The 24,926-nt window shown below is 38.9% G+C and carries 22 protein-coding genes; 9 read left to right on the top strand and 13 right to left on the bottom strand.

Annotated features, from left to right (window positions below; translation table 11 throughout):
• Positions 1-96: 96 nt before the first annotated feature.
• The 11 genes from VH441_RS03450 to VH441_RS03400 form a co-directional block, all read right to left on the bottom strand.
• A complete protein-coding gene (locus VH441_RS03450; protein WP_434354091.1) occupies positions 97-2,130 on the bottom strand; it encodes a UvrD-helicase domain-containing protein in 2,034 nt (677 codons plus the stop codon).
• Positions 2,131-2,295: 165 nt separating this feature from the next.
• Positions 2,296-2,673, bottom strand: a complete 378-nt coding sequence (locus VH441_RS03445; protein WP_434354090.1) for a hypothetical protein — start codon at positions 2,671-2,673, stop codon at positions 2,296-2,298.
• Positions 2,674-2,785: 112 nt separating this feature from the next.
• Positions 2,786-4,684 carry a dihydroxy-acid dehydratase gene (gene ilvD / locus VH441_RS03440; protein WP_434354089.1) on the bottom strand — a complete coding sequence of 633 codons (1,899 nt, stop codon included), beginning with the start codon at positions 4,682-4,684 and terminating at the stop codon, positions 2,786-2,788.
• Between the two features lie 262 nt (positions 4,685-4,946).
• Positions 4,947-6,641, bottom strand: coding sequence for an AMP-binding protein (locus tag VH441_RS03435; protein ID WP_434354088.1), 1,695 nt, complete (start codon positions 6,639-6,641; stop codon positions 4,947-4,949).
• A 154-nt stretch (positions 6,642-6,795) separates the two neighbouring features.
• On the bottom strand, positions 6,796-7,578 hold the full coding sequence (locus tag VH441_RS03430) for an SDR family oxidoreductase (RefSeq protein ID WP_434354349.1): 783 nt from the start codon (positions 7,576-7,578) through the stop codon (positions 6,796-6,798).
• Positions 7,579-7,700: 122 nt separating this feature from the next.
• Positions 7,701-8,507 (bottom strand): histidine phosphatase family protein, encoded by an 807-nt coding sequence (locus VH441_RS03425; protein WP_434354087.1) that lies wholly within the window; start codon positions 8,505-8,507, stop codon positions 7,701-7,703.
• On the bottom strand, positions 8,504-9,082 hold the full coding sequence (locus tag VH441_RS03420) for a ClbS/DfsB family four-helix bundle protein (RefSeq protein WP_434354086.1): 579 nt from the start codon (positions 9,080-9,082) through the stop codon (positions 8,504-8,506). Before VH441_RS03420 ends, VH441_RS03425 begins: the two co-directional genes overlap by 4 nt.
• Positions 9,083-9,141: 59 nt before the next feature.
• On the bottom strand, positions 9,142-9,474 hold the full coding sequence (locus tag VH441_RS03415) for an antibiotic biosynthesis monooxygenase family protein (protein ID WP_434354085.1): 333 nt from the start codon (positions 9,472-9,474) through the stop codon (positions 9,142-9,144).
• 59 nt (positions 9,475-9,533) lie between these two features.
• Positions 9,534-10,763: a phosphotransferase family protein gene (locus VH441_RS03410; RefSeq protein WP_434354084.1), complete on the bottom strand. Its 1,230-nt coding sequence runs from the start codon at positions 10,761-10,763 to the stop codon at positions 9,534-9,536.
• 85 nt (positions 10,764-10,848) lie between these two features.
• Positions 10,849-11,376, bottom strand: coding sequence for a DinB family protein (locus tag VH441_RS03405; protein WP_434354083.1), 528 nt, complete (start codon positions 11,374-11,376; stop codon positions 10,849-10,851).
• A gap of 353 nt (positions 11,377-11,729) precedes the next feature.
• Complete coding sequence (locus VH441_RS03400) at positions 11,730-12,983, bottom strand: acyl-CoA dehydrogenase family protein (RefSeq protein WP_434354082.1); 1,254 nt, start codon at positions 12,981-12,983, stop codon at positions 11,730-11,732.
• Positions 12,984-13,176: 193 nt separating this feature from the next.
• Here VH441_RS03400 and VH441_RS03395 point away from each other — a divergent pair, with 193 nt between their 5' ends.
• Both VH441_RS03395 and VH441_RS03390 read left to right on the top strand, forming a co-directional pair.
• Positions 13,177-13,524 (top strand): hypothetical protein, encoded by a 348-nt coding sequence (locus VH441_RS03395; protein WP_434354081.1) that lies wholly within the window; start codon positions 13,177-13,179, stop codon positions 13,522-13,524.
• 8 nt (positions 13,525-13,532) lie between these two features.
• A complete protein-coding gene (locus VH441_RS03390; RefSeq protein WP_434354080.1) occupies positions 13,533-14,444 on the top strand; it encodes a LysR substrate-binding domain-containing protein in 912 nt (303 codons plus the stop codon).
• A gap of 24 nt (positions 14,445-14,468) precedes the next feature.
• Here VH441_RS03390 and VH441_RS03385 read toward each other — a convergent pair whose 3' ends face one another.
• Positions 14,469-15,296, bottom strand: a complete 828-nt coding sequence (locus VH441_RS03385) for a hypothetical protein (RefSeq protein ID WP_434354079.1) — start codon at positions 15,294-15,296, stop codon at positions 14,469-14,471.
• Positions 15,297-15,434: 138 nt separating this feature from the next.
• Here VH441_RS03385 and VH441_RS03380 point away from each other — a divergent pair, with 138 nt between their 5' ends.
• The 7 genes from VH441_RS03380 to VH441_RS03350 all read left to right on the top strand — a co-directional run bounded on the left by VH441_RS03380 (position 15,435) and on the right by VH441_RS03350 (position 23,589).
• Positions 15,435-15,866, top strand: coding sequence for an HIT family protein (locus VH441_RS03380; protein WP_434354078.1), 432 nt, complete (start codon positions 15,435-15,437; stop codon positions 15,864-15,866).
• Between the two features lie 223 nt (positions 15,867-16,089).
• The gene (locus VH441_RS03375; protein ID WP_434354077.1) at positions 16,090-18,075 is read left to right on the top strand and encodes a TolC family protein; all 1,986 of its coding nucleotides are present in this window, start codon (positions 16,090-16,092) and stop codon (positions 18,073-18,075) included.
• Positions 18,076-18,150: 75 nt separating this feature from the next.
• Positions 18,151-20,424, top strand: coding sequence for a type I secretion system permease/ATPase (locus VH441_RS03370; protein WP_434354076.1), 2,274 nt, complete (start codon positions 18,151-18,153; stop codon positions 20,422-20,424).
• A gap of 12 nt (positions 20,425-20,436) precedes the next feature.
• Entirely contained in the window at positions 20,437-21,606 is a 1,170-nt protein-coding gene (locus VH441_RS03365) for an HlyD family efflux transporter periplasmic adaptor subunit (RefSeq protein WP_434354075.1), read from the top strand.
• Between the two features lie 168 nt (positions 21,607-21,774).
• Positions 21,775-22,086, top strand: coding sequence for a 50S ribosomal protein L21 (gene rplU / locus VH441_RS03360; protein ID WP_434354074.1), 312 nt, complete (start codon positions 21,775-21,777; stop codon positions 22,084-22,086).
• Between the two features lie 50 nt (positions 22,087-22,136).
• Positions 22,137-22,391 carry a 50S ribosomal protein L27 gene (rpmA, locus tag VH441_RS03355; protein ID WP_434354073.1) on the top strand — a complete coding sequence of 85 codons (255 nt, stop codon included), beginning with the start codon at positions 22,137-22,139 and terminating at the stop codon, positions 22,389-22,391.
• Positions 22,392-22,587: 196 nt separating this feature from the next.
• Positions 22,588-23,589 (top strand): hypothetical protein, encoded by a 1,002-nt coding sequence (locus VH441_RS03350; RefSeq protein WP_434354072.1) that lies wholly within the window; start codon positions 22,588-22,590, stop codon positions 23,587-23,589.
• 107 nt (positions 23,590-23,696) lie between these two features.
• Here VH441_RS03350 and VH441_RS03345 read toward each other — a convergent pair whose 3' ends face one another.
• Positions 23,697-24,770 (bottom strand): PhoH family protein, encoded by a 1,074-nt coding sequence (locus VH441_RS03345; RefSeq protein ID WP_434354071.1) that lies wholly within the window; start codon positions 24,768-24,770, stop codon positions 23,697-23,699.
• Positions 24,771-24,926: the final 156 nt, after the last annotated feature.

The following is a 24,926-nucleotide window of genomic DNA, read 5'->3' as shown; positions in this document are numbered from 1 at the left end:
GATTCCTGTTGCTTACAAGCTTAAAATACAATCAATACTGCTATGAGAATAACAGATTTTAACTCCCAATTGTAGGGGTGGGTTTTTGGTGGGTTGCTACTTCTTTTTTAGCATTGCCTGAATATTTGCTAAATATTCTTCAGCAACTTTTTTAGGGTCTTTTTGAGCTTGTTGTTTTTTACGTTTTGCCGCCCAGTCTAAATGGTCTTCGGGTAACTCTTCTAAAAAGCGTGATTGAGTTGTCACACGCATTTCTCCGCCAGCTCTGCGTTGCGCTGCAAGGGTCATGGTAAGTTCTTTCTTTGCCCGTGTAATGCCAACATACATTAGTCGGCGTTCTTCTTCAATTGTTTCAGAGATAATGGAATTGCGATGTGGTAAAAGCTCTTCTTCAAGCCCCATTATCCAAACATAATTAAACTCTAGCCCTTTAGAAGCATGCAAGGTCATTAGGTTAACCGTGTTGGTGTTTTCTTCTTCTTGTTGCTGCTCTAACATATCTAACAATACAAGTTTGCGGATAACGGCTTCAATGTTTTGTTCATCTTCATTTTCTGTACGGTCAATTAATGCTTGGATACTGGCATAAAGCGAGTCAATATTATCGATGCGGTTTTTTTCTTGCTGAGGCGTTTTTGCTTCACTACGCACAACATCAATATATCCAGTTTCATCAATCATTTTTTTAACAAGGGGCACAGGGTCTGGGTGTTGATAAAGCTCACGCGTGTAATGCTCAATAAACTCGGCAAACTGTTGTAAGGTATGATACGCCTTATTAGGCAATACATGGGTAAGCCCGCTATGCGCACAGGATGCCAGTAAAGATATTTGATGCTCAAGCGCGAAGTTGCCTAACTTTTCAAGTGTGGCAGGACCAAGCCCACGTTTTGGGGTATTAATGATGCGTAAAAAAGCACTGTCATCATCTGGGTTTAAAATAATTCGCAAATAGCTCATGATGTCTTTGATTTCGCTACGTGCAAAAAATGATGTGCCGCCAGACAGCTTATAAGGTATTTGCAGTTGTCTTAACTGGGCTTCTAGCATTCTTGCCTGAAAGTTACTACGATACAGTACAGCATAATCTTCCCATTCATTACCATGACGTAATTTATGGGTAATGATTTCTTTAGCTACACGTTCTGCCTCGTCATCATCACTGCGGCAATTAACAATGCGGATAAGTTCGCCATGTCCTTTATCCGACCATAAGGCTTTATCAAAAATATGCTCATTATTACTAATCACTGAGTTAGCGGCTTCTAAAATTCGGCTGGTTGAGCGATAATTTTGTTCTAGCTTAACTACTTGCAATTTGGGGAAGTCTTGCTTAAGTAGTGCCATGTTTTCAGGTTTTGCACCACGCCAAGCATAAATTGATTGGTCATCATCTCCAACCACAGTCAGCCTTCCTTCATTGCCTACCAATAGCTTAATTAACTCATATTGCGCGGTGTTTGTATCTTGATATTCATCGACCAGCATATAGCGGATACGGGCTTGCCATTTATCTCTTACCGTTTTGTTTTCTTGCAAAATTTTTGTTGGTAGTACGATTAAGTCGTCAAAGTCTACTGCATTATAAGCACGCAAATTACGTTCATAAAGGGCATATAAGTTGGCAAAAATGATATCTTCTGGGTCATTTAAGGTTTCGGCTGCTTTTTCTGGCTCTATCAAATCATTTTTCCAATCGCTAATAAATTTGATGGCTTTACCAACCAGCTCACGGCTTTCTGCACCAGACAGGTTATCACGGATCATCAGCTCCATTAATAAGCGTTTAGAATCATCACTATCCATGATAGAAAAATTACCTTTAAGTGGCGTGTTTAATAGCTCATAACGCAAAAACTGCAAACCAAATTGGTGAAAAGTAGAAACAGTTAAGCCCCGTGTTTTTTCACTGGGTAATAAGCTTTGTACCCTAGCTTTCATTTCTCTTGCCGCTTTGTTGGTAAAGGTTACAGCAGTAATACGCTCGGCAGGGTAATGGCAGTTTTCTATTAAATGGGCAATTTTTTGGGTAATAACCGATGTTTTGCCAGAGCCTGCACCCGCTAAAACGAGTAGAGGACCTGAAATGTATTTCATTGCTTCATCTTGACGAGGGTTTAGCTTGCTCATTAGTAACCTTGAGGTAGTGTTTTAATTTATAGTTATTTTGTTTAAAAAAACAGGGATGAAATTGGAATAATTATTATAGTGATTAAACTGTAAATAACAACAAAATAGTGAGAATCAAACAGAAAAAAGAGCCGAAGTTGACGACTCTTTTTTTATTGTATTTTGCTATTTAACAAATTCTTTATAGCATTCACTTAAAGAGTGGGTGACCATATCAGCAACTAATACGCCGCGTGCGTTTGTATCAATAGCTGCCATGGTTAGTTGGTCGATTGTAACGTCTTCACTTGCTTTTTGACCAACACAACCACAAACATTTGATTGGATTTGATTTTGTTTGGTGGTTGTTAATCCTTTTTTAGCTATGTTCCAAATTTTGTTTTTGTTTAACTCGGTTTGGCATTTATTGTTTACCGCAATTCTAAATGCTGTTTTTCCTAAATTATAACCAGTGTTAATGGTTGCGTTTGGATCAGCATTATTGCCAGTAGCACAAGCTGTTAGTGCCATTGCAAAGGCTGGTATTAATAGTAGTTTTTTCATAGCCAACTCCTAGGTCGTTATTGTTAAAAAAAAATGATGCCATAATAATGACACCATCATTTAGATTGGTCAAATAATTGATACACTTTATATACGATACATAAAGCTTTTATTACCAACCAACTTGACTGACATCACGCACCGCACCGGTGTCGGCACTGGTGGTTAATGCCGCATAAGCACGCAATGCTTGACTAACATAACGCTCACGGTTGACAGGCTTAAAGGCATCTTTGCCTTTGGCTTCCATCGCTTGGCGACGTTTGGCAATCTCTTCTTCGCTAATGTCGATGTTGATGGTACGATTAGGGATGTCGATATGGATGGTATCACCTTCTTTCACTAAGCCAATTGCACCACCTTCGGCAGCTTCTGGACTGGCATGACCAATGGATAGCCCTGACGTACCACCAGAGAAGCGACCATCAGTCAATAAAGCACATTGCTTACCCAAACCTTTTGATTTTAAATAAGAAGTCGGGTAGAGCATTTCTTGCATACCAGGACCGCCTTTTGGCCCCTCATAGCGGATAATCACACAGTCACCAGCGACGATTTTATCCGCTAAAATAGCCGCAACCGCATCATCTTGTGATTCAAAAACACGCACACGACCTGTAAATACCAAAATACTGTCATCAACCCCAGCGGTTTTAACCACACAGCCTCGTTCTGCAATGTTTCCGAACAATACCGCCAGTCCGCCATCTTGTGAATAGGCGTGTTGTTGGCTACGGATACAGCCAGACTCACGGTTGACATCGAGATTAGACCATTCATTTTGTGTGCTAAAAGCTTGAGTTGTTCGCACGCCACCTGGTGCTGCGATAAACAATTCTCTTGCTGTCTGGTTGTTTGGATTCATCACATCCCATTTTGCCAAGGCATCTTTGAGCGTTGGCTCATGGACGGTGGCAACTTCGGTATTCATCAAACCTGCTCGGTCAAGTTCAGCAAGAATACCAATCACCCCACCTGCACGGTGTACGTCTTCCATGTGGTACTTTTGCGTGGCAGGAGCAACTTTAGACAAACAAGGTACTTTTCGGCTTAAACGGTCGATGTCTTGCATTTTAAAGTCCACGCCTGCTTCGTTAGCAGCAGCCAGTAAGTGCAAGATGGTGTTGGTAGAGCCACCCATGGCAATGTCTAGGCTCATGGCATTTTCAAACGCCCCTTTAGTCGCAATATTACGCGGTAAAATGCTGTCGTCATCTTGCTCATAGCGTTGTTTGGCTAATGCCACAATACGGCGACCTGCTTCAAGGAACAATTCTTGACGTTTGGCATGGGTTGCTAACAGTGAGCCATTACCGGGTAATGATAGCCCCAAGGCTTCGGTTAAGCAGTTCATTGAGTTGGCAGTAAACATACCTGAACAAGAGCCACAGGTTGGGCAAGCTGAGCGTTCTGTCATCTCTACCTGCTCATCACTGATGTTGTCATCAGCGGCATCAATCATAGCATCGACTAGGTCAAGCTTACGAATTTTATTGCCTTTTTCATCGGTGACATTGCCCGAAGTGGTGTAGCCTTCTGCTAAATTTTCAGCAAGGATTTTCCCTGCTTCCATAGGACCACCTGATACAAAGATAACAGGAATGTTTAGACGCATGGATGCCATCAGCATACCTGGAGTGATTTTATCGCAGTTCGATATACATACCAAGGCATCGGCACAGTGAGCATTAACCATGTATTCCACACTATCGGCAATCAAGTCACGACTTGGAAGTGAATACAGCATACCATCATGACCCATGGCGATACCATCATCTACAGCAATGGTGTTGAACTCTTTTGCAACGCCACCTGCTTTTTCAATCTCACGGGCGACCAGTTGACCCATGTCTTTTAGATGTACATGACCAGGGACAAACTGGGTGAATGAGTTTGCCACAGCAATGATGGGTTTGTTAAAGTCGTCGTCTGTCATGCCTGTGGCACGCCATAAAGCACGAGCGCCTGCCATATTACGACCACCAGTGGAAGTTTTGGAACGGTATTGCATGGATTGGTATCCTTTTAAATTCTTATTGTATAAGCTTAAAAAGCTATTTTAGCCTTGCTGTAAACTTGTTTTAGTTTGATAGGCATTGGCTTGGCTTAAAAAATTAACGTATGAAAAGTATAGCAAAGTATCATAACAAATGAACAATTAAAGAAAAAATGAAACAATGTTTAGGGGATGATGATATAAAGTTTTGCTAAAAAAATGCAAAATAAACAATGTGTCTATTTTGCATTGAGCTAACTAATATACTGGTATGACGTTACAGTTTGCGTAATTCTTTACGCAAAATTTTGCCAACAGCCGATTTTGGCAGCTCATCAATAAATTGATAGCTATTTGGTCGTTTATAACCGGTTAATCGTTCTTTTGCAAATTCTGTCAATTCGTCAAGCGTTAAACTATCGTCTGCGGGTACGATATAGGCTTTTGGTGCTTCGCCACTTTTTTCGTTTGGTATGCCAACAACGCCAACTTCAAATACTTTTGGATGTTCAGTTAATGCAGCTTCTACCTCATTTGGGTACACATTAAAACCAGATACCAAAATCATATCTTTTTTACGATCCACCAAGGTAAGGTAGCCTTCTTCATTAATAAACCCGATATCACCTGTCCGTAAGTAGCCATCTTTTGTGAATGTGGATGTGTTGTCTTTACCCCAATAGCCTTGAGTCACTTGTGGACCTTTTGCACACACTTCGCCTTCTTCACCAACTTGGCAAGGGTTATCATTTTCATCCAAAATGAGTATGTCGGTATGAGGGACAGGGATGCCAACAGTGCCTGTAAATGACTCGATACCCATAGGATTAAAGCTGATGACAGGGGCGGTTTCACTCATACCGTACCCTTCATTAATAGGCTTGCCTGTTACCTTGTGCCATTTGCGAGCAATATCAGCAATAATTGCAGTACCACCGCCAACAGCAAGATGGAAGTCACAAAAGTCAAGGGTAGCAAACTTTGGATGTTGTAGCATACCGGCAAATAGGGTATTGACCGATGGAATCATGGTTGGGCGTTTGGTTTCTATGGTGTTGACTAATGCATCCATATCACGTGGGTTGGTTATTAATATATCTTCCCAACCGCCATAAATACTTAGCAAGCCGCAAACTGTAAATGAGAAAATATGATAAAGCGGCAATGGGTTGAGTACTTTAACTTGTCCATCAATTTTTTCTTCAAGATTTTTACCAAAGAATGAATAACTTTGGATGACATTGGCAACCAGATTAAGATGTGTAAGCATGGCACCTTTTGCTTTGCCAGTGGTACCACCAGTGTATTGGAATACGGCAACATCATCTAGGCTGGTTGTTACAGTTTTAAACTGACTGGCAGAATAGCTGGATAAGATGCTAGCAAAACGAACCTCTTTATTGTCACTAACTGTTAATTCACCATTTATGTTTTCAGTTGGAGACATCATCAAGCTAAGGTCGCTGCCTAAGTCTTCACATTGTTCCATAGAGCAAACAACCACCATGTTAAGCTGTGATTTAATTTGGTCTGTTAAGTTATCGTAAGCACCTCTCATTGCATCAAAGATGACTAGCATCTCAGCTTGTGAGTCTTCTAGCTGGTGAGCGAGTTCATAATGGGTGTAGAGTGGATTTACATTGACTAAGGTAACGCCAGCATGTAAACAACCTAAAAGGATGGCTGGATATTGCAAAATGTTTGGTAATTGCACAGCAATGCGGGTGCCTTTAGGCACTTGTTGTGCCTGCAAAAATGAGGCAAACTGACGAGCAGCACGGTCTAATTGTGAGTATTTAAGGGTTGCAGGCCCCATGCTTAAAGCAACTTTATCGGCATGTTTATCTATGCTGGGTTGCAAAATGTCGATAAGGTTGGTGATATTGGTAGGAATTTGTAAGTCTTCAATCCCAAACTTGTGATAACCTGCTTGCCAAAGTTTGCTAAAATTTGTGTTTGCTTGTGTGTTCATAGTACCTCCTTGTTTTTGGGTTGAATCTAATATGACTATCTGGTAATAAATACATCCCATGAGTTATCTGGAGCGAGTTTTTTCCATTGCTCCAACGAATATAAAACCTTTTATTTCAAAAATATAACGGTAAGATTTTTAATCTTAGTACAGTTTAACTGAGTTTGTTAAGTATGTGAAGTGGTGCAGTTTTCATCGCTTTAGCAATGATTACCCACGGCATTTTTGGTACATAAGCTTCTAAAATATCCGACTCTATCGCCTCAACCATTTCACGCGTGCCTGTTTCGATATCGACTGCAAAAGGAAGATTTTTAGAGCCTGCATTAATCTCGGTACGAATATAACCAGGGTAGAGGTTAGTGACTTTAATTGGCAGTTTTGACTTTAGCATGTCAGCTCTAATCCCTTCTGCTAAATGAGCCAAACCAGCTTTTGTAGCCGCATAAGTGGTTAAGTGCTTTGGCAATCCCCGCATTGCTGACATACTGGATATGGCAACTAAATGCCCACTATTTTGCCTACGGAAAATCTGCATTGCCGCCTCGCATTGTGCAAGGGCAGAAATAAAGTTGATTTCGGCAGTCTTACGATTTATTTCAAAATGACCTTTGCCGATGCCTCGTCCATCGCCAATACCGGCATTAACAATCACTCTGTCAATTTGTCCAAAAGTTTGGGCAAAGTCTTCAAAGGTTGTAAATACTGCATCATAGTCAGCAACATCTAATGAACGGACTTCAATATGCACATTGGGGCTGTGGCTTAATATATCCGTTTTTAGTTGTTCTAATTGATTGATACGTCTGGCACAGATGCCAAGGTTATAGCCCATTTTGGCAAACTTTTCTGCCATGCCTGCGCCTAAACCAGCACTTGCCCCTGTAATGATGATAGATTTACCTTTGCCAACTTGGTTTTTAATCAGCTCGTCCATATTTGGGGTTGGTAAAAAATTATCGACGACGTCTTCAGCTCCCTTTGTTATTTGCGATAGCGTTAAATTTTTTAGATTCTTGAAGTTCATATTTTTGTCCTGTTACTTATTCAGTCGTAAATTTAGTACCAAGTTAGGTAATCGCTACCTGCCAGTTGTAAATGCTCGCATGCGTTTAGGGTAATCAATTGGTTTTTTAGTGAGCTTAATCCGTCTTTACCAATATTACTTGCACGACTCACCACGATACTTGTCACTCCTGTGTTGATTAGCTGCCGATTAATCGAAAAAGCAGTTTGGCTTTTTAACGCGTCTGTTGGCATGTTAAGCAATTGACTAACAATGCTTGCAATGACTCCGCCAGAGGTAAACACAAGGCTCGTTTGTCCATCGGCTGTTTGCTCGATGACTTGTTGTAATCCTTCATAACATCGGTCAGCAAATTGTAGCCAACTTTCATCATAGTCATCATCATTATTGAGTTGCTCAGCCGAGTGCCAACGTATCATCGCTTGTTTAAACAATTCAGCAAGGTGTTTGTTTTTGCTTGTTTGCGTACTTTCTTGTTTGTGCGTCGCTGAGGGTTGTTGACGCAGACTCTGTTTAAAATCTTCTAAATTATCATAGTCAGATGCCGCTAACATCACTTGTTGGTGGTTAAACTCATCAAACTGACCGATGGTTTGTAAAGCCATCTTCTCACTGTTTGTGATGTCTTGAGCTTGCGTGGCAAAGCGACTTAAAAAATGGCTTGCAGTATCTTTCTGACGTACCAAAGTGCCGGTAAATATTTGGTCAACGGTTTTGTTATGTTTTTTAAAATAATCTCCCAACAATTGGGCTTGTTGGATACCCAGCTCAGACAAGTTGTCATAATTTTCTGAGCCAAACGATGCTTGACCGTGGCGGGCAAGTAAGATGGTTTTCATGATTTTTTCTCTTCTTTTAAATTTCTTTTGTGTTTGCGTAATTTTTTAATTGCCCAATCGTAATGGCTTGATGTGGCAGAAATACAATAACTGCCCAAATTTGTAGAGCCTGTCCATTTAAAGTGTTTTTTGGTAAATAAGACGTCATCATCAAAGGTGTCAATGAGTGCCATTACCTCATTATGACTTGTAGTCAGCATGTTGACCGATTCTTGATAATCCGTGCTTTGGTGCTTTTGCCAAAATTCTTGATTCATCTGCCCATACGTTTTCCAAGTGTAGGGCGTGGGTAAAAAGTCTATCGGCGGGTTTGTATTATTGGCACTGTTAGCATCGTTGTTTTGGTTAGCGTGTATCCAACGAATCAGCAGTTGATGCCACTCATATAAATGCACCAACACATCCCGGATATTTTTATCACGCTTCCAATGCGCTTCGGTCAGCTTTGGATTATTTGAAAAATCAAATTCACTATTAAACTCAATGTCAGTTAATCCCTCGATTTCTTGCCACAGCTTAGTAAAGTTGGTGTTCGAGGCGTCTATGAGTTCTAATTTGGATTTTGGTCGAGCCATTTTTTGCCTTCTTATTCACTATTTAAAGGTGAATGTTTAATCTTCAATAATAAGCCTAATTACAGAGTAAAAGCGTAAGACTTTTCTACTTTAGAGATACGCACATTAAACTGCGCATACCATTTTTCTTTACCCAGTTTCTGCGCTTTTAAGTGTTCAATGTTATTTTTCCACGCTTTAATAGCAGCGAGGTCTTGCCAATAAGAAACGGTAATACCAAGATGTTCTCGTGCTGATTCCATACCTAAAAACCCCGCTTGCCTAGTGGCAAGTCTCACCATTTCTTTTGAAATGGTTGCGAAGCCGTTATCCCCATCGGTTCTGATAGAGGTAAAAATAACGGCATAATAAGGCGGCTTTGGTGTATTGGCTAATTGTGCTAATAACGACATTTTACAACCTTATTTTATAACCTTTTTACTCTGTTGTGGCTTTATGAGTAGTGCTATTTTTATGAGTAGACCATCATTTTAACCAAGCCTTGCACAGGGGCAGGGAGTTGAGACAATAATTCATCATTTAGCCCAGCATGCTCTAAATCTGCCTTAATAGTAGCGGTAAATTCAGCGCCTTCGTGTTGGCTGATTAACGCCAAACATTTGGCATTTAGCACATGGATGACTACCCAAAAGTCTTTAAACATCGGATTATCGGTTTGTTTGTGGTAATAGCGATAGTAGATTTGTTGGGCAATACCAGCAAGACGGAACAAACCATAGACCTCATAAAACGTCCAATTATCAATCTGCAACCCTGTTTTTTCTAGGTAATAATCCACCACTTGTTGTCGTGTCATCATGCCGTCTACATTGGTTGGCTGACGGCGAAACTGTTGCGTAACAGGGTCATCATCTGCCTGTACCCAGTAGGCAAGGGCAGAGCCTAAGTCCATGAGTGGGTCGCCAAGGGTTGCCATCTCCCAGTCTAATACGCCGATGACTTTGGTTGGTTCACTCGGGTCGAGTACCACATTGTCGAGTCGCCAGTCATTATGGATTAAACAAGTTTTACTATCGGCAGGGATGTTGTCTTTTAGCCAGTCACGCACAAGGGCAAAGGTGGGTACGTTAGACGTGTGGGCTTTGGCATAGCGTTTGTCCCAGCCAATAATTTGACGCTCGCAATAGCCTTCACCTTTACCCAGTTTGCTTAATTCGGCATTATCAGTGGTGTCGATTTGGTGCAGGGCTATCCATGCGTCCAATACATTCTTACATAGCGTCTCAGCTTGTTCTGCCGATAACGCTAGCGACTTGGGGAAGTTAGCACGGGGGATAATGCCTTCTAAGCGTTCCATGACATAAAAATCACAGCCTAACACGCTCTCATCTGTGCATAGTGCCACCATTTTGGGGACATAGGGATAGTCAGATTGCAAGGCGTTTTGCACTTGGTATTCTCGTACCATGTCGTGGGCAGATTTTGCTTTTGTGCCTTTGGGCGGGCGGCGTAAAATTAAGTCGTGGCATTGGTCGGCATGGTCACTGCTATATTCTAGGCGATATGTCCAGTTAGATGCACCACCAGAGTATTGGGTCACTTTTGCCGTCTCATTTGCATTGTCAGCAAGCTTCAGCCCTTGTGATTTTAGCCATGTGGTAACGGCTTGAATGTCGAGTTCTTCGCCCTTGCGGACTTGGCTAGCGGTGTCGAGTATATTGGGTTTGTTTTGGTGACTCATAATAAAATTCCTTTAGTTTGTTTGATGACGGATAACAATTGAATAATATTTTTATTATTAACTGGTAAGTAAATTTGATACCTTCCTAAACTACCTGTAAAAAATCTGTCATCCCTATATTGATTTTGTTTTGGTTGAGTAATGTTGATACTTGCCCACGATGATGGGTTTGATGATTAAAAAAATGACTAATTAATAAACCAAAGTTTTTAGAAAACTTTTTGCCTGATGTATTTGTATAGTTTAAGTCACTGATAAAGTCTTTCTCGTCACATTCAGCAATAAAATCAATAATCAATTTATCTAATACTACTCTATATTCTTGATAAGACGTTAAATTATCTGTAATGGATTGGTCAAGCTTAGTAGGTTTGATGAAATCATCCAATAAACCTAAAGCTTCAAAATTTTTTAATCTGGAGAAACGATTTAACCAGATTAAATCACCAACCATGATGTGATTCATAGTCGCAAAAATACTGGGAAAAAAACTGAATTGATTTTTTATAACCCTATCATAACCAAGTGAATCCATAGCTGAAATAATATTGGCGTTCATTAGTTGATTATAATCAGCATATTTTGTAAATAATTCCTTCATGTCGTTATCCATAAAATCGCTTTATTTATTCGTTTATGAGGCGAGTTTACTTCTCAATTTTTTTTAAAATATTTGTGTATGAGCGAATCTTTAAAATACCATAACTATAACTGCAAAACATCCTTAAAAAATAGCCATTGTAAAATAGTAGCGTAAAGCAGGTTTCCGCTTTAATCACGATTCATTTGTGTCTTTTCTCTATCGTTTTATGGTCATTATTTGTGGTTTATGAGCTTTTGCTCGTTAGTAAACGAGTTAACCACCAAAACCGTTTCTCTATATTATTAAAGAAACGGTTTTGATAAGTAAGACGACTGCTTATTACTATCGTCTGTTGCTTTTGTTGATATAGCCACTAGGGTCATTTATTTGCGTTTACGTCCATATCCGAGTTTTTTTAATTCCAGTTTAGCCAGCTGTGTTTTATGCACCTCATCGGGTCCATCGGCAAGGCGTAGGCTTCGAGCCTGTGCAAAGAACATAGGCAGTGGCGTGTCTTGGCAAACGCCCATGCCACCGTGGATTTGAATAGAGAAGTCCACCACCTCTTGCAGGACGGTTGGGGCAACTACTTTAATGGCAGAGATTTCAGTTAAAGCAGCTTTGGTGCCCAGTTCATCCATTTTTTGTGCTGCATGTAAAGTAAGCAGTCGTGCTTGGTCAATTTTTACTCGTGCATCGGCAATGCGTTCCATATTACCGCCCAGTTGAACCAGCGGTTTGCCACCAAAAGCAGTTCGGTTCATGCCACGGTGGATGGCAAGTTCAAGTGATTTTTCTGCAGCACCGATACAACGCATACAATGGTGAATTCGACCTGGTCCTAAGCGACCTTGAGCAATCTCAAAGCCCATACCTGCACCACCAATAAAGTTGGCGAGCGGTACACGAACATTATTAAAGCTGACTTCACCATGCCCATGTGGTGCGTCATAATCACCAAATACTTTGAGCATGCGTTCTATTTTTACGCCTTCTGCATTGGCTGGTACAAGCACCATAGAGTGCTGATGGTGACGGTCTTTGCTGTCATCTGGGGTGTGAGCCATAAAAATTAGCAAATTAACCGCAGGGTCGCCTAAACCCGATGACCACCATTTGCGACCATTAAGTAAGATTTCATCGCCTTCCACGATGGCGGTCGCTTGCATATTGGTGGCGTCACTGGAAGCAACTGCCGGTTCAGTCATGCAGAACACAGAACGAGTTTCGCCTGCCAGTAGAGGCGTAAGCCATTGGTCTTGTTGTGCTTGTGTGCCGTATCGCCATAATAATTCCATGTTGCCACTGTCTGGCGCGTTGCAGTTAAATACATGCGGTGCAATCAGGCTTCTGCCTGTTAGCTCGGCAATGGGGGCGTAGTCAGTCACCGACAGCCCTGCACCCAGCTTGTCATCTGGCAAGAACATGTTCCATAAGCCTTGCGCTTTTGCCTTGGCTTTAAGTGCTTCAAGTTTTGGTGACCACTGCCATGTTGTCCAATCACCATCTGGGTTTAGTTGATGGGTTTCGTGCCAAAGTTCGGCTTCAATAGGTTCAATTTCATTTTCAATAAAGGCTTTGGTACGTTTGTAAAAATCTTGACCACGTTCTGAGAGGTTAAGTAGAGGTTGTGACATTTTGTTTTGTTGTCCTTTTGCTCTTTGTTGCTTGAAGTTGTGTTGATAAAAACGAATGACTTGATAATAAAATACAATATTAGATGAATAAAGTGATTTATTTGCATTATAATACATGAATAATATTCATTAATAATCCACCATTACTATAATCATCTATTAATACAGTGACCAAACTTACAAAGGAAATAACATGAAAACTGAATATCAACTTTTTGTTTGTGACATCTCTGGTGAACATGCCCCAATCTGTGTTTTTATTTCAGACACACCCTTTCCAAATTTTGTAATAGGACAACGTTTTGATGACCATGGCTGGCAGCGTTTAGATGGGGGTGTATTGGCATCAGAAGAAGCGCCCATACGCTTTACCATTCATTCTATTAAACAAGTAATTAAAGTAGAAAATGGTAAAAACATTATGCAAACAGGACTTAACCTAGAACAATTTAAGGGCAATAGGTCACCAGCGTTTAGCACAAACGTAACATTATCTTGGCAACAGGCACTAGAAATACATAAAAACTTACTAAACACATGAGTATAAAAATGGACTTAAATCTTTATCGTGTATTTGTGCAAGTCTATGAGAGTGACACGCTTGTCATTGCTTCAGAACGCCTGCATATCAGCCAATCGGCGGTGAGCCATGCATTAGGGCGATTACGACAACACTTTGATGATGATTTATTTATCAAAGAAGGGCGCAAATTGGTGGCAACCGCTTTTGCACGACGTTTATATCCTCAAGTCAAGCAGGCGGTTAATAGCTTAACCATGGCGACTGAGCAAAGCACTATTGATACCTTAATTGCCCAAACCAAGCAAATTACCATTGCCATGAATGATGAGATTGAGCTGGTGTTATTGCCATTACTGTTGCAAAAATTCGCCAGTCATGCACCTCATATCCGCTTAAACAGCGTACGACTAGAACGTGAAAAAATGAACAAGCAATTACGCTTGGGGCTTGTTGATGTTGCAATAGATGTGACTCGCTCTACACCAGATAGCCTCTATCAAAAACCGCTATTGAGCGATGAGTTTGTGGTGTTAAGTAATGCAAATTATCAAGAAAATGAGATAAGTGAAAAACAAATAAGCGACAACAACATCAGTAGCATCAGTATGGATACTTATTTAAATGCACAACATATTGTTGTATCGTCTCGTCCGACAGGTAAGTCTGTTGAAGATATTCGTTTGGCACAGCTTGGCTACCACCGACAAATTGCGGTACGTTGTCAACATTATAACAGTGCGGTAAGATTACTACAGCAAATGAGTACGCCTTATATGCTGACTTTACCTAAACTGCTGGCAAAAAGTTTGCATACGGATAATTTAATAGAATGTAATGTCCCGATAGATATTGCTGACTTGGCATTGCATTTGTATTGGCACAAAGAAATGGATAAAGATATATTGAATATTTGGGTGCGAGGGCAGATTCTTGCGTAAACTATTTAGCAGAAAAGTTAAGCGCTATATTTTTTGCTGAATCACTGTATTTAACCAAGCAAGTTGATTCATGTTTTCTTGCAAGCTGTTTATTAAAACTAATGAAAAGTTTGTTGGCATAAGCTCATAACCTTGTGATTGAGGGATGATGTATCGAGCATCTTCGATATTTTGGGCATGTTCATCATATACAGTAAGGCGTTGTTTTTCTTTTTTGTATAAGGTGTCTATTCTGCCAACAAATTGCCAGTGCGCCATGGCGTTGATAAGCGCTTGGTCTTCTTCTTTACAATAAACACTCTCAAATTGTTTGTTAGTATTGCTCCAGTGTAGTCGAATCGCCAATTGCATTGGCTCATGGAAGATAACGAGAGAACCTTTTACTTTAATAAACCAGGGCGTGGCGATGCTGTCTGTATTTATCCCTAACATTTCGCAAGCTTCAGTCGCCGTCATTTTGGTATTGAAATTTGCTAATAAGTTACCTTTTAAAGGATGACTTTGCTTTAAAAAGTCGGGCAATTGGTCGTAGTGGTATAGAAAAGGCAATTTGTCATTTTTATCACAACGTTTTGAAATCATTTTACAATTATGTAGTTGCCAGGGTTGAGATGCGTCTGTAATTAATTCTGCCAATTCAGTCACATCTTGGGTTAACTCTTTATTAAACGAAGTTAAAAATGGACTTTTTGAGATAAGGTCTGTTTTTTCGTTAATTGCCAGCGTTTCTGCTTGATTAACATTTTGTTGTGGTGTATCACGCATTGTATATTTAAATTTGCTAGGGTGGTTTTGGTTATTATCATCCAAATCTTTTATTGGTTGGTGTGTATTGTTATAAAAATGGCTCATGTTGAATTAAAAAATTTGTGATAAAAAATTGATATATTGTAAAAATACGTACACTATATCATGAACAATAGCGCAAATCTCTGCTAAACTTTGTATTGAATATAGGTTGGTTATAAACTCGTTAAAAAGGAATAAAAAATGAACAAACCACTAAATTATGATGCTAATAATATTTTTGCCAAAATTATTAAAGGTGAAATCCCGAATCATACCGTTTATGAAGATGATAAAACACTCGCTTTTATGGACATTATGCCTATGGCAGAGGGGCATGTGTTGGTGATACCAAAATGTGAGGCTGTGGAGCTAAGTGATATGCCTGCAGACTATTTAAAAGCCATTTTTGAAACAGCCCAAAAAATTATGGGGGCTCAGCGTAAAGTGTTTGAGCGTGATGGTATTGTGCAGATGCAACTAAACAGTGAGCAAGCAGGGCAGACCGTCTTTCATTATCATGTACATTTAATTCCAACGAGTATTCATACCTTGCGAGAACATGCAACCTTAAATCAGCAGGCAGATCATGGAAAACTGGCTGAGCTTGCACAGAGGTTGGCTGAAAGCATTTAAATCAGTTCGTTATATTTGTGTATAGCTGTTGTTAAAAATATGATTTTATATCAATAATTTGTTACACTGCTTACGCTTAAATATAATAAAACTTGGTTAAGACTGTGAGTTTTTAATCCGAGGTGGTTAATCTCAGTTATAGAGTTTATGCCATAGCCCAAGTGATAGTTAGCCACATAACTGGTTATAAACAATACAATTAAAATATAGAATGTTGATTCTTATGTTAAAGAAACAAGACACTAAAAAATACACAAAAAAAATTGGTTTTTCGACATTAGCTTTTGGTGTTGCGTTGAGCTTTTTTAGCTCGACAATTTTGCATGCTGAAGTGAGTGATGTTCAGATTAATGCTTTGGTTTTACAAGCAATTAAAACACACCCACTTGTTAATGCAGCAAAAGCCGATAGAAATGCCACAGTTGAAGGGGTTAATGCTGCCAAGCTTAATTTATTGCCAATTCCTAGTGTTTCTTCTAACTATGATAATAGTTCTGATCAATTTGTTACCAATGCCTCGATACAGCAGCCTTTATGGACGGGTGGGGAATTAACCGCAACAGTTAACCAAGCCATATTTGATGATAAAGCCGCTATAGAAAAGATATATGAGCAACAAAATACAGTTGCAAAAAACACCATTGAAGCATGGCAAAGCTATATCACCGCTGTTGGTATGCAAGGTGTTTATCAAAATAATTTAAATCAGCTAGATGAATTTGAAGCAATGATGAAACGCCGTGTAAAACAGGGGGTTTCTGCACGTATTGAGCTTGACTTAATTAATAACCGTATTTTGCAAGAACAAAATAATTTGCAAGGCGCGAGTGAGCAACAACGTATTGCTGCTGCAAGAATACAACAAATGATTGGGCAAAAAGTTACTCAACATAGTTCAATAGATACAAATTTGCTTGGTAATATGGTTAAACAAGCAAAACAAGAAGCGGCAAATTTTGAGAATTTAGCATTTAGTGATATCAGTTTTTATAACCCATCTGTTGTTAAAGCCGGTTATGAAGTTGAATCAGCAAAAGAAGAAGTTAAATCAAAAAAAGCAACTGTCTATCCTGATATTTATGCAAAATATGATTACTCTTATTACCATAAAGATGGTACAGATGATAACAAGTTTAGCGTTGGTTTGGCTTACAATCCAGGGGCAGGTTTTTCAAATTTTGCACTTGCGCGCGCTTCAGAGTCTCGTGTTAACAGCTTGATACAATCACAAGAGGCATCAAGACGTACTGTTATAGAAGGTATTCAAACTCAATATCAACAATTTGCAAGTACTGTAGATCAAGAGCGATCATTAATAGCCGCAATTGCAGGCGCCCAGATAGTTGTTGATTCTTATCGACGTCAGTTTACAGCAGGAAGAAAGTCTTGGTTGGATGTTTTAAATGCGATTCGTGAACTTGGTGGATATAAAGTTGAGTTAGTTAAAGCACGCACAGAAATGTTAGGTGCCTATCATAAATTGCAGGTTGATTTTGGTTTAATGCCATGGCAACAGTTTTATCAAAATCGCATGCCAACAGAAAGATTTAGTCCAGTTAATGAAGTCGGTGAAATTTTTTCAAGTTTTTCTCAGAACATAAGTGCTGAAAATGAGCCAAAACAAACACCACTAGCTACAGATAGAGTGGCAACTGTTATGGAAGAATCTGCCACAAAAGAAATTTTAGAAACAGCGCTTGTTGTAGATGATAGTATTGACGCAAGCAGCTCACCAATTAATGACGTAGTAGACACACAAGCGTCAGTAGCTACTGAAGATGAGGGTATTAAAAAGCAAACTATCGAGGTAGTGACGCCAACTGATACAGAATCACCTTTTGAGCCAGTGAAACAAGTTGAGATAGTTGAGATAAGGGAACAAAGCAGTAACCCTAAAGAAGCTGAGCAGGATCAAAATTTACAGTTACCAAATAATAACTCTGATAATACAGAGTTTAGTTCAGTGCTCGATGAAGATGTAAATGACAAGGCTAGCAGTATTGACGATACCCTATCACCAGTTCATCCTCAAAATACTAATAATGCTTCTAATAGTGATGGCATTGGCATAATGCCATTTGACCCAGAACTAAACGATGTGCTGGTTGATGAGGATAATATCGATATTGCTGGCACAGATAAAAGCGCAGTTGCAGCGCAAGAAAAAGAAACTGTGCCTAAACCTAAGGGTAGAAGATTTCATTTCTAGCCAACAAGGCATTCTATTTAAGCTTAGTTTTTTCTAGCCGAACATTTTTAAACGATTTAGTATATTAAGAAGATTATGAATTCACCATATCAAGTTAAAAAAACTGAACAAACTGGGTCTGACATTATAAATATAGATAGTCAAGAAAACGAAACCAGTGCTTTTGACAACTTGAGTTTTGCGTTATCTCAGGTTTTGGTTCATCAGGGTTTCCCTGTCGATAATATTCGAATGAAAGACTTGGTGTATACACAAAGTCAATCAGGTAATCCAGAACTTGATACAGTTGCTGATGTGATGGCGGTATTAAATGGACTTGATGTTGGCAAGACCCCTGAGTTTTTAGAACAACCAGATGCTGCCTTTTTACCGTTATTAGCCTTACATCCAGATTTGGGTTGGGGGGTTATAGACACACAAACACCTAACGGCAGCTGGAATTTTAGCCAACCTAAGCAAAGTACCACACAAACTGGTAATAACTTTCTTGAAGTACTTCGATTAAATTTGTCAGAAGAAAAAGTAGACAAATCAATTGGTAGCTTTGGTGACTTGATTAAAGCGGATTTATCTCGGTATAAAAGTATTATCGTTGAGGCGATTATAGCTTCTTTTTTAATTAATATGCTGGCTTTAGCGGTTTCTTTATTTTCAATGCAGGTTTATGACCGCGTTATTCCAACGGGGGCTAAGCAAACCCTGATTATTTTAGCATCAGGGGTTGGTTTAATTATCTTGTTTGAAGCCTTCATGAAGTTTTCTCGTTCAAAAATTATGGACAAACTGGTTGTTGGGCTGGACCAAAAATTATCTCGAGAAGTTTTTCAGCGCTTATTAAAGGTGCGTATTGATCAAATGCCAGGTTCAGTTGGATCAATGGCGGCACAATTGCGAGGATATGAGCAGGTACGAAGCTTTTTTACGGCAAGTACAATGTTTGCCTTGGTTGATATACCCATGAGCATTATTTTTGTTATTTTGATTGCGATGATTGGTTCTCCTTTAGTTGCTATCGTGCCAGTTATTGCAGCGGTTATTGCAATTTCAATGGGGTTATTTGCACGTAAAAAGATTGATGTTATTGCTGCAGAAGGTACAGAAGCTTCTTACCGAAAAACAGGTATTCTAGTTGAAGCGGTAGAGGGTGTAGAAACAATTAAATCAGGTGGTGGTAGCTGGAAGTTTTTAAAACGCTGGTTAGATGTGATGAATATTACCATTACTAACGATTTAAAAATGAAACATGCAAATGACTACTTGAGTTATTTTTCGCAAATGCTTCAGCAAATTAGTTATGTTGGTATTGTGATTGTTGGTTCTTTTGTAGTTATGTCTGGTGGCATGACAATGGGTGGTATGATTGCTTGTTCTATTCTAGGCGGTAGAATTTTAGCACCCGTGATGAGTCTACCAGGGCTGTTAGTACAATCATCTCATGCTAAGTCTTCAAAGAGTATGATTGATAGGCTATTTGAATTAGAGCAAGACAATCATGGTGTACAATTCCCCTTAACACCATCGCATATTAAAGGTCAGTTTGTCGTTGATAATTTGGTATTTAACTATTTAGGTAATGATCGCCCAGCGGTTTCTATACCAAAGCTTGTTATCAAACCAGGAGAAAAGGTGGCAATTTTAGGGCCAATTGGTTCTGGTAAATCAACCTTACTTAAGGTGCTCTCTGGTTTGTATGCATCGACTGAAGGTCGGGTTTTGTTAGATGGGTTGGATATCCAACAAATTAGCAGAGAAACCTTGAATGATAAAATGGGCTACTTACAACAAGATCATCGACTGTTTCAAGGTACTCTGCGAGAAAATTTATTGATTGGAATGGCCGCTCCCACTGACGATGTGATTCATAATGCATTGGTTCGCTCGGGCTTAATTAGTTTAGTCTCCAACCATTCAAGTGGGCTTGATTTGCCAATTAGTGAGGGTGGTAAAGGACTGTCTGGCGGGCAAAAGCAGTTGGTAGCATTTACTCGTTTATTGCTTACTAAACCATCGGTCTTATTGCTTGATGAGCCGACAGCTTCTATGGATAACCGACAAGAACAAAGATGTTTGCAAGTTTTACGACAAGAGCTACAGCGTGGGCAAACACTGATTGTATCAACACATAAAACGGCCTTATTGGCATTGGTTGACCGCTTAATTATTATGGATAATCAAAGTATTATTATGGATGGACCAAAAGATCAAGTGTTGAAAAAATTAAGAGAAAATGAGCTGGCAAATCAAAAGGCAAGAGAGAAGCAAAATAGCTTAGCAAATCAAGCTACTCAACAAATTGCTGCTAAAGTGCAAAAACCAGGCATTCAACAAAACAAAAAACAAGAAGATTAGAGGTAGTCAGCCATGACAGATTATCAATATACGCCTACCAAGCCAAAAGTTGGTAAATCACGTGTTAGTATTTGGATAGCACTGATTGGCATTGTTGTGTTATTAATTTGGGCATCATTTGCTAAAATCGATCAGGTAACGCGAGCGAAAGCAAATGTAATTGCCAGTGCCAGAACACAGCAAATTCAAGCGGTAGAAGGCGGTGTTTTAAAAGAGTTGTTAGTAGCAGAAGGTGATGATGTAAAAAGCGAGCAAATGCTTGTGATTTTAGAAGAAGAGCGTGCGCAAGCGTCTGTTGCAAACTCAGCTACTAAAGTTGCGGCATTAGAAGCAAGGCTGGCTCGACTCAATGCCGAAATTTTTAATAGCCCATTGGTTTTTCCTGCCAGTGTTCAACAATATCCTGAATATGTAACTAACCAAAAGCAGCTGTATAATCGTCGTCGTGAGGCGATTAATCAGGATGTGGCATCATTAGAAAAAATGCTTGTGTTAGCCCGAGAAGAATTAAAAATGAATGAGCCGCTGCTAGAAAATGGGGATATTAGTCAGGTTGATGTAATTAAGCTAAGACGTCAAGTTGCGGATATTGAAGCAGAAATTACTAATAAAAGAAATAAGTATTTTGAAGAAGCTCAAGCAGAAAAAACCTCTGCTGAAGAAGAACTGCAAGCTGAGCGCGAAAAATTTCGTGATGTTAGTCAAGTGTTAGAAGAGAAAAAACTATTTGCGCCAACTGATGGTAAAGTAAATAATATTCATATTACAACAATTGGTGGTGTGGTTAAGCCAGGTGAAGTGATTATGGAAATCTTACCAACCAGTAGTGACTTAATTGTAGAAGCTAAGGTTAGCCCAGTTGATATTGCGAATGTAACGGAAAGACAAGAAGCAACTGTTAAGTTAGATGCTTATGATTATTCAATCTTTGGTTCGATGAAGGGTGAGGTTGTTTATATTAGTCCGGATACATTAATGGAACAAACACCAAAAGGTGAACAGCCTTATTATCGTGTACAAATTCGTATTCTAGGCGCAGAATTTGCTGATAAGAGTGATGAAATTGTTATTAAACCAGGGATGACAGCTTCTGTTGATATTAAAGCAAGAGAACGGACGGTTCTTTCATACTTGACCAAGCCAATTACAAAAACCTTAGCAGAAGGTTTGGGTGAAAAATAAATGATAAAATAGCCAACTAAATAAGTTGGCTATTTTTTTAATTATAAGTGCTTGCTTTAGTTTTAAGTTTTTAGTAAAATGACGCCTTTAAATTCCTTGTCGTGACCGTTGTTGAAGTGTTGCTAAAGTGGCAGCCACGGCACACAGGTTGTACGGAGTAATCGAAAGATGTACGCAGTTATTAAAAGTGGTGGTAAGCAACACCGTGTTAGCGTTGATGAAACTTTAAAAGTTGAGCTACTAAAAGCTGAAACTGGTGAAACCATCAAAATTGATGACGTTTTAATGGTTGTTGATGGCGATAACATTAAAATTGGTCAACCAGTAGTAGAAGGCGCAAGTGTTGAAGCAGAAGTTGTTGAGCACGGTCGTGGCGAAAAAGTACGCATCATTAAGCACAAGCGTCGTAAGCATTATCATAAAGAGCAAGGTCATCGTCAATGGTATACCTTGTTGAAAATCAAAGCCATTAACGCTTAATCAGTAAGATTTAGTTAATTTGGATTTTATTTCTTAACAGGAGAATTATCATGGCACATAAAAAAGCAGCAGGTTCTACACGTAACGGACGTGATTCTAACCCAAAAATGCTTGGTGTTAAAAAATTTGGTGGCGAGCAAGTAGTTGCTGGCAACATTATTGTTCGTCAACGTGGTACTGAGTTCCACGCTGGTGAAGGTATCGGCATGGGTCGTGACCACACACTTTTTGCACTAACTGATGGTGTTGTTAAGTTTGAAACACGTGGTAAATTTAACCGTCGTTATGTTTCTATCGAAGCTTAATTTGTAGCTTTAGTTTCTTTAAAAGCTCTCTACTAAACACAGTAGGGGGCTTTTTTATTGTTAGTCTTAATTGTTTTGCAGATACTATCGTTCATACTAAATAGACTAATGGTATAATTTTATGTTAATAACACGGCTCACTCAATCCGCTAAGTTAGTGTGTTTACATTATTAAGTCATACTGGTCGTTAAGTTTATGTATCCTATTAACTCACAAAGCCCAGATAAAACTAGCAATACAGCTTATAGATTAAAAATAGCTGTGATATTGGTGGTTTTGGTAATGCATGCCTTAGTTGTTGGATGGTTAATTAACCTGAGTGTTACATTAATAAAAAATCCAGCTACTAATCAAAATAAACCTATTGAAATCACTATGGTGTTAAGTGAGCAAACAAATGCAAATGATATTGCGGTTGTAAAAGAACAGGAACTAACAAACCAGACATTCAGTAGTAGCGCTAATAATAATGCATATAAAAGTAAACAATTAGAGACAAATCAGGCTATTATTAAAAAGCCTCTAAGAGATAAACTATCATTATTAAAAGAGAATATTGATACAAATACGACTAAACCTGTTAGCGTAAAAAAACAGGATTATGGTGTTGAAGATAAAAAAAGCATACAAAAAATAGAAAAAAATAATAATCTGGAAGAAAAGGTTACTCCGCCTACTAGCGACAGGCTCACAAATAACCAAGAGACTGTATCAACTACTTTAAACAACACAGAAAAGACAACAGATAAGATTAGCAAAAATAGTGCCAACATAAGTGCCAACATAGGTGGCAGTGGCAAGGTTCAAAATAGTTATTCAGAAAATAACAAGAAGATTAATAGTGACGCTATAACAAAACCAGAAGTGATGAAATTTGATGATAGTACGGTAAACTGGATTAATAAACCTAAATTCAATATCGTATGGGAAGAAAATCAAATAATATTAGCAAGAAATAAGCATAAGATAGATTCTAAAAACATGGCTGTTTTGAAGGTTGTTGTTAAGCTTTATGTTAATAAAAAAGGAAAAATCAAAAAAGTTGAAACTTTGACAGGAGTTGGTGTTAGAAAAATTGACTTATTTATCAGAAATAGCATAAAACAAAAAGGAAGTATTAAACCACCTAAAAAAAATGGTGTGGCGGTAAAGAGCGTCGGGGAGGTTTCATTTGATGTTCCTATTCCACCTATATAACAAAACAAAAAATACAAGACAAAAAAATAAAGTGTATATACCTTAACGCATGGTCTCTGTTAATGCAGATACACAGTTTATTTTATGGTTTATAATGCCTCTAGAGGCTAGTTTTCAATCGCTTTCTCAGCAGCATATCTTGCCTTACGTTCTTCACGCTCTTTTTCAATTTCTGCATCAAACACATCGTAGGCCTCAACAATTTTTTGCACCAGTTGGTGGCGTACAACGTCTTTTGAATCAAACTTAGTGATGTGTATCTCTTTAATTGAAGAAAGGATATGCAACGCTTGCGCTAGACCAGACTTATGACCTCTTGGTAAATCTACCTGAGTAATATCACCGGTGATAACTGCTCGTGAACCAAAGCCCAAGCGAGTTAAAAACATCTTCATTTGTTCTGGGGTCGTATTTTGTGCTTCATCTAAAATAACAAAAGAATTGTTTAGGGTACGACCACGCATGTAAGCAAGGGGAGCAACTTCAATAATTTGGCGTTCAATCAATTTACCTACTTTTTCAAAGCCAAGCATCTCATATAATGCGTCATATAGTGGACGCAAATATGGATCAATTTTTTGAGTTAAATCGCCAGGTAAAAAGCCCAACTTTTCACCAGCTTCTACAGCTGGGCGAACCAGCAAAATGCGCTCTATTTCGTTTCGTTCTAGCATATCAACAGCACAAGCAACCGCAAGATAAGTTTTGCCCGTACCAGCAGGACCAACACCAAAGGATACATCCGAGGTTAAAATACGTTTAACATAGCGTTGTTGGTTATGCCCACGAGGTACAATTTTACCTTTACGAGTTTTTAGGCTAATGGGCGTATAATTATTTAAATTAGCATCGTCATTATCTTTATTTGCTGGTTGGTTGGTATTTTCATTTAGCATTTTTGGGTCACGTGCCATGGTAGATTGAATGATTAAATGTAGCTCTTCTGGCGCAATATGTTTGCTGCTTTGTGCTTCTTGAGATAATTTGATAATAACTCTCTCGCCTTGTTCAACGGCATTTAAATCGCCAGATAAATATAGGTGGTTTTTACGTTGACTGACGTTGATATCCAAACGCTCTTGAATAAATTTTAAATGGTTGTTGTATTCGCCCAATAGAGTTTTTAGCTGAGATGCGGTTAGGTTTTCTAATGATACGGTACGAGTGATGCTTGCTGTCAAGTTTTTGTCCTTGTTATTTGTGATAAATTAGCAAAGTGTAAAAGTATATATGAAATAAAACTAAATTTTTAATCGTTTCTGCTTTTATTATGGATAAATAATATTAAAATTCAAGTATAAAAAGATGACAGTTTTGTTTCCAGTTTACTGTAATCA

This window comes from Psychrobacter sp. HD31, from assembly GCF_051097895.1.
Lineage (GTDB): Bacteria > Pseudomonadota > Gammaproteobacteria > Pseudomonadales > Moraxellaceae > Psychrobacter.
This window is presented reverse-complemented; position numbering and strand designations above follow the sequence as displayed.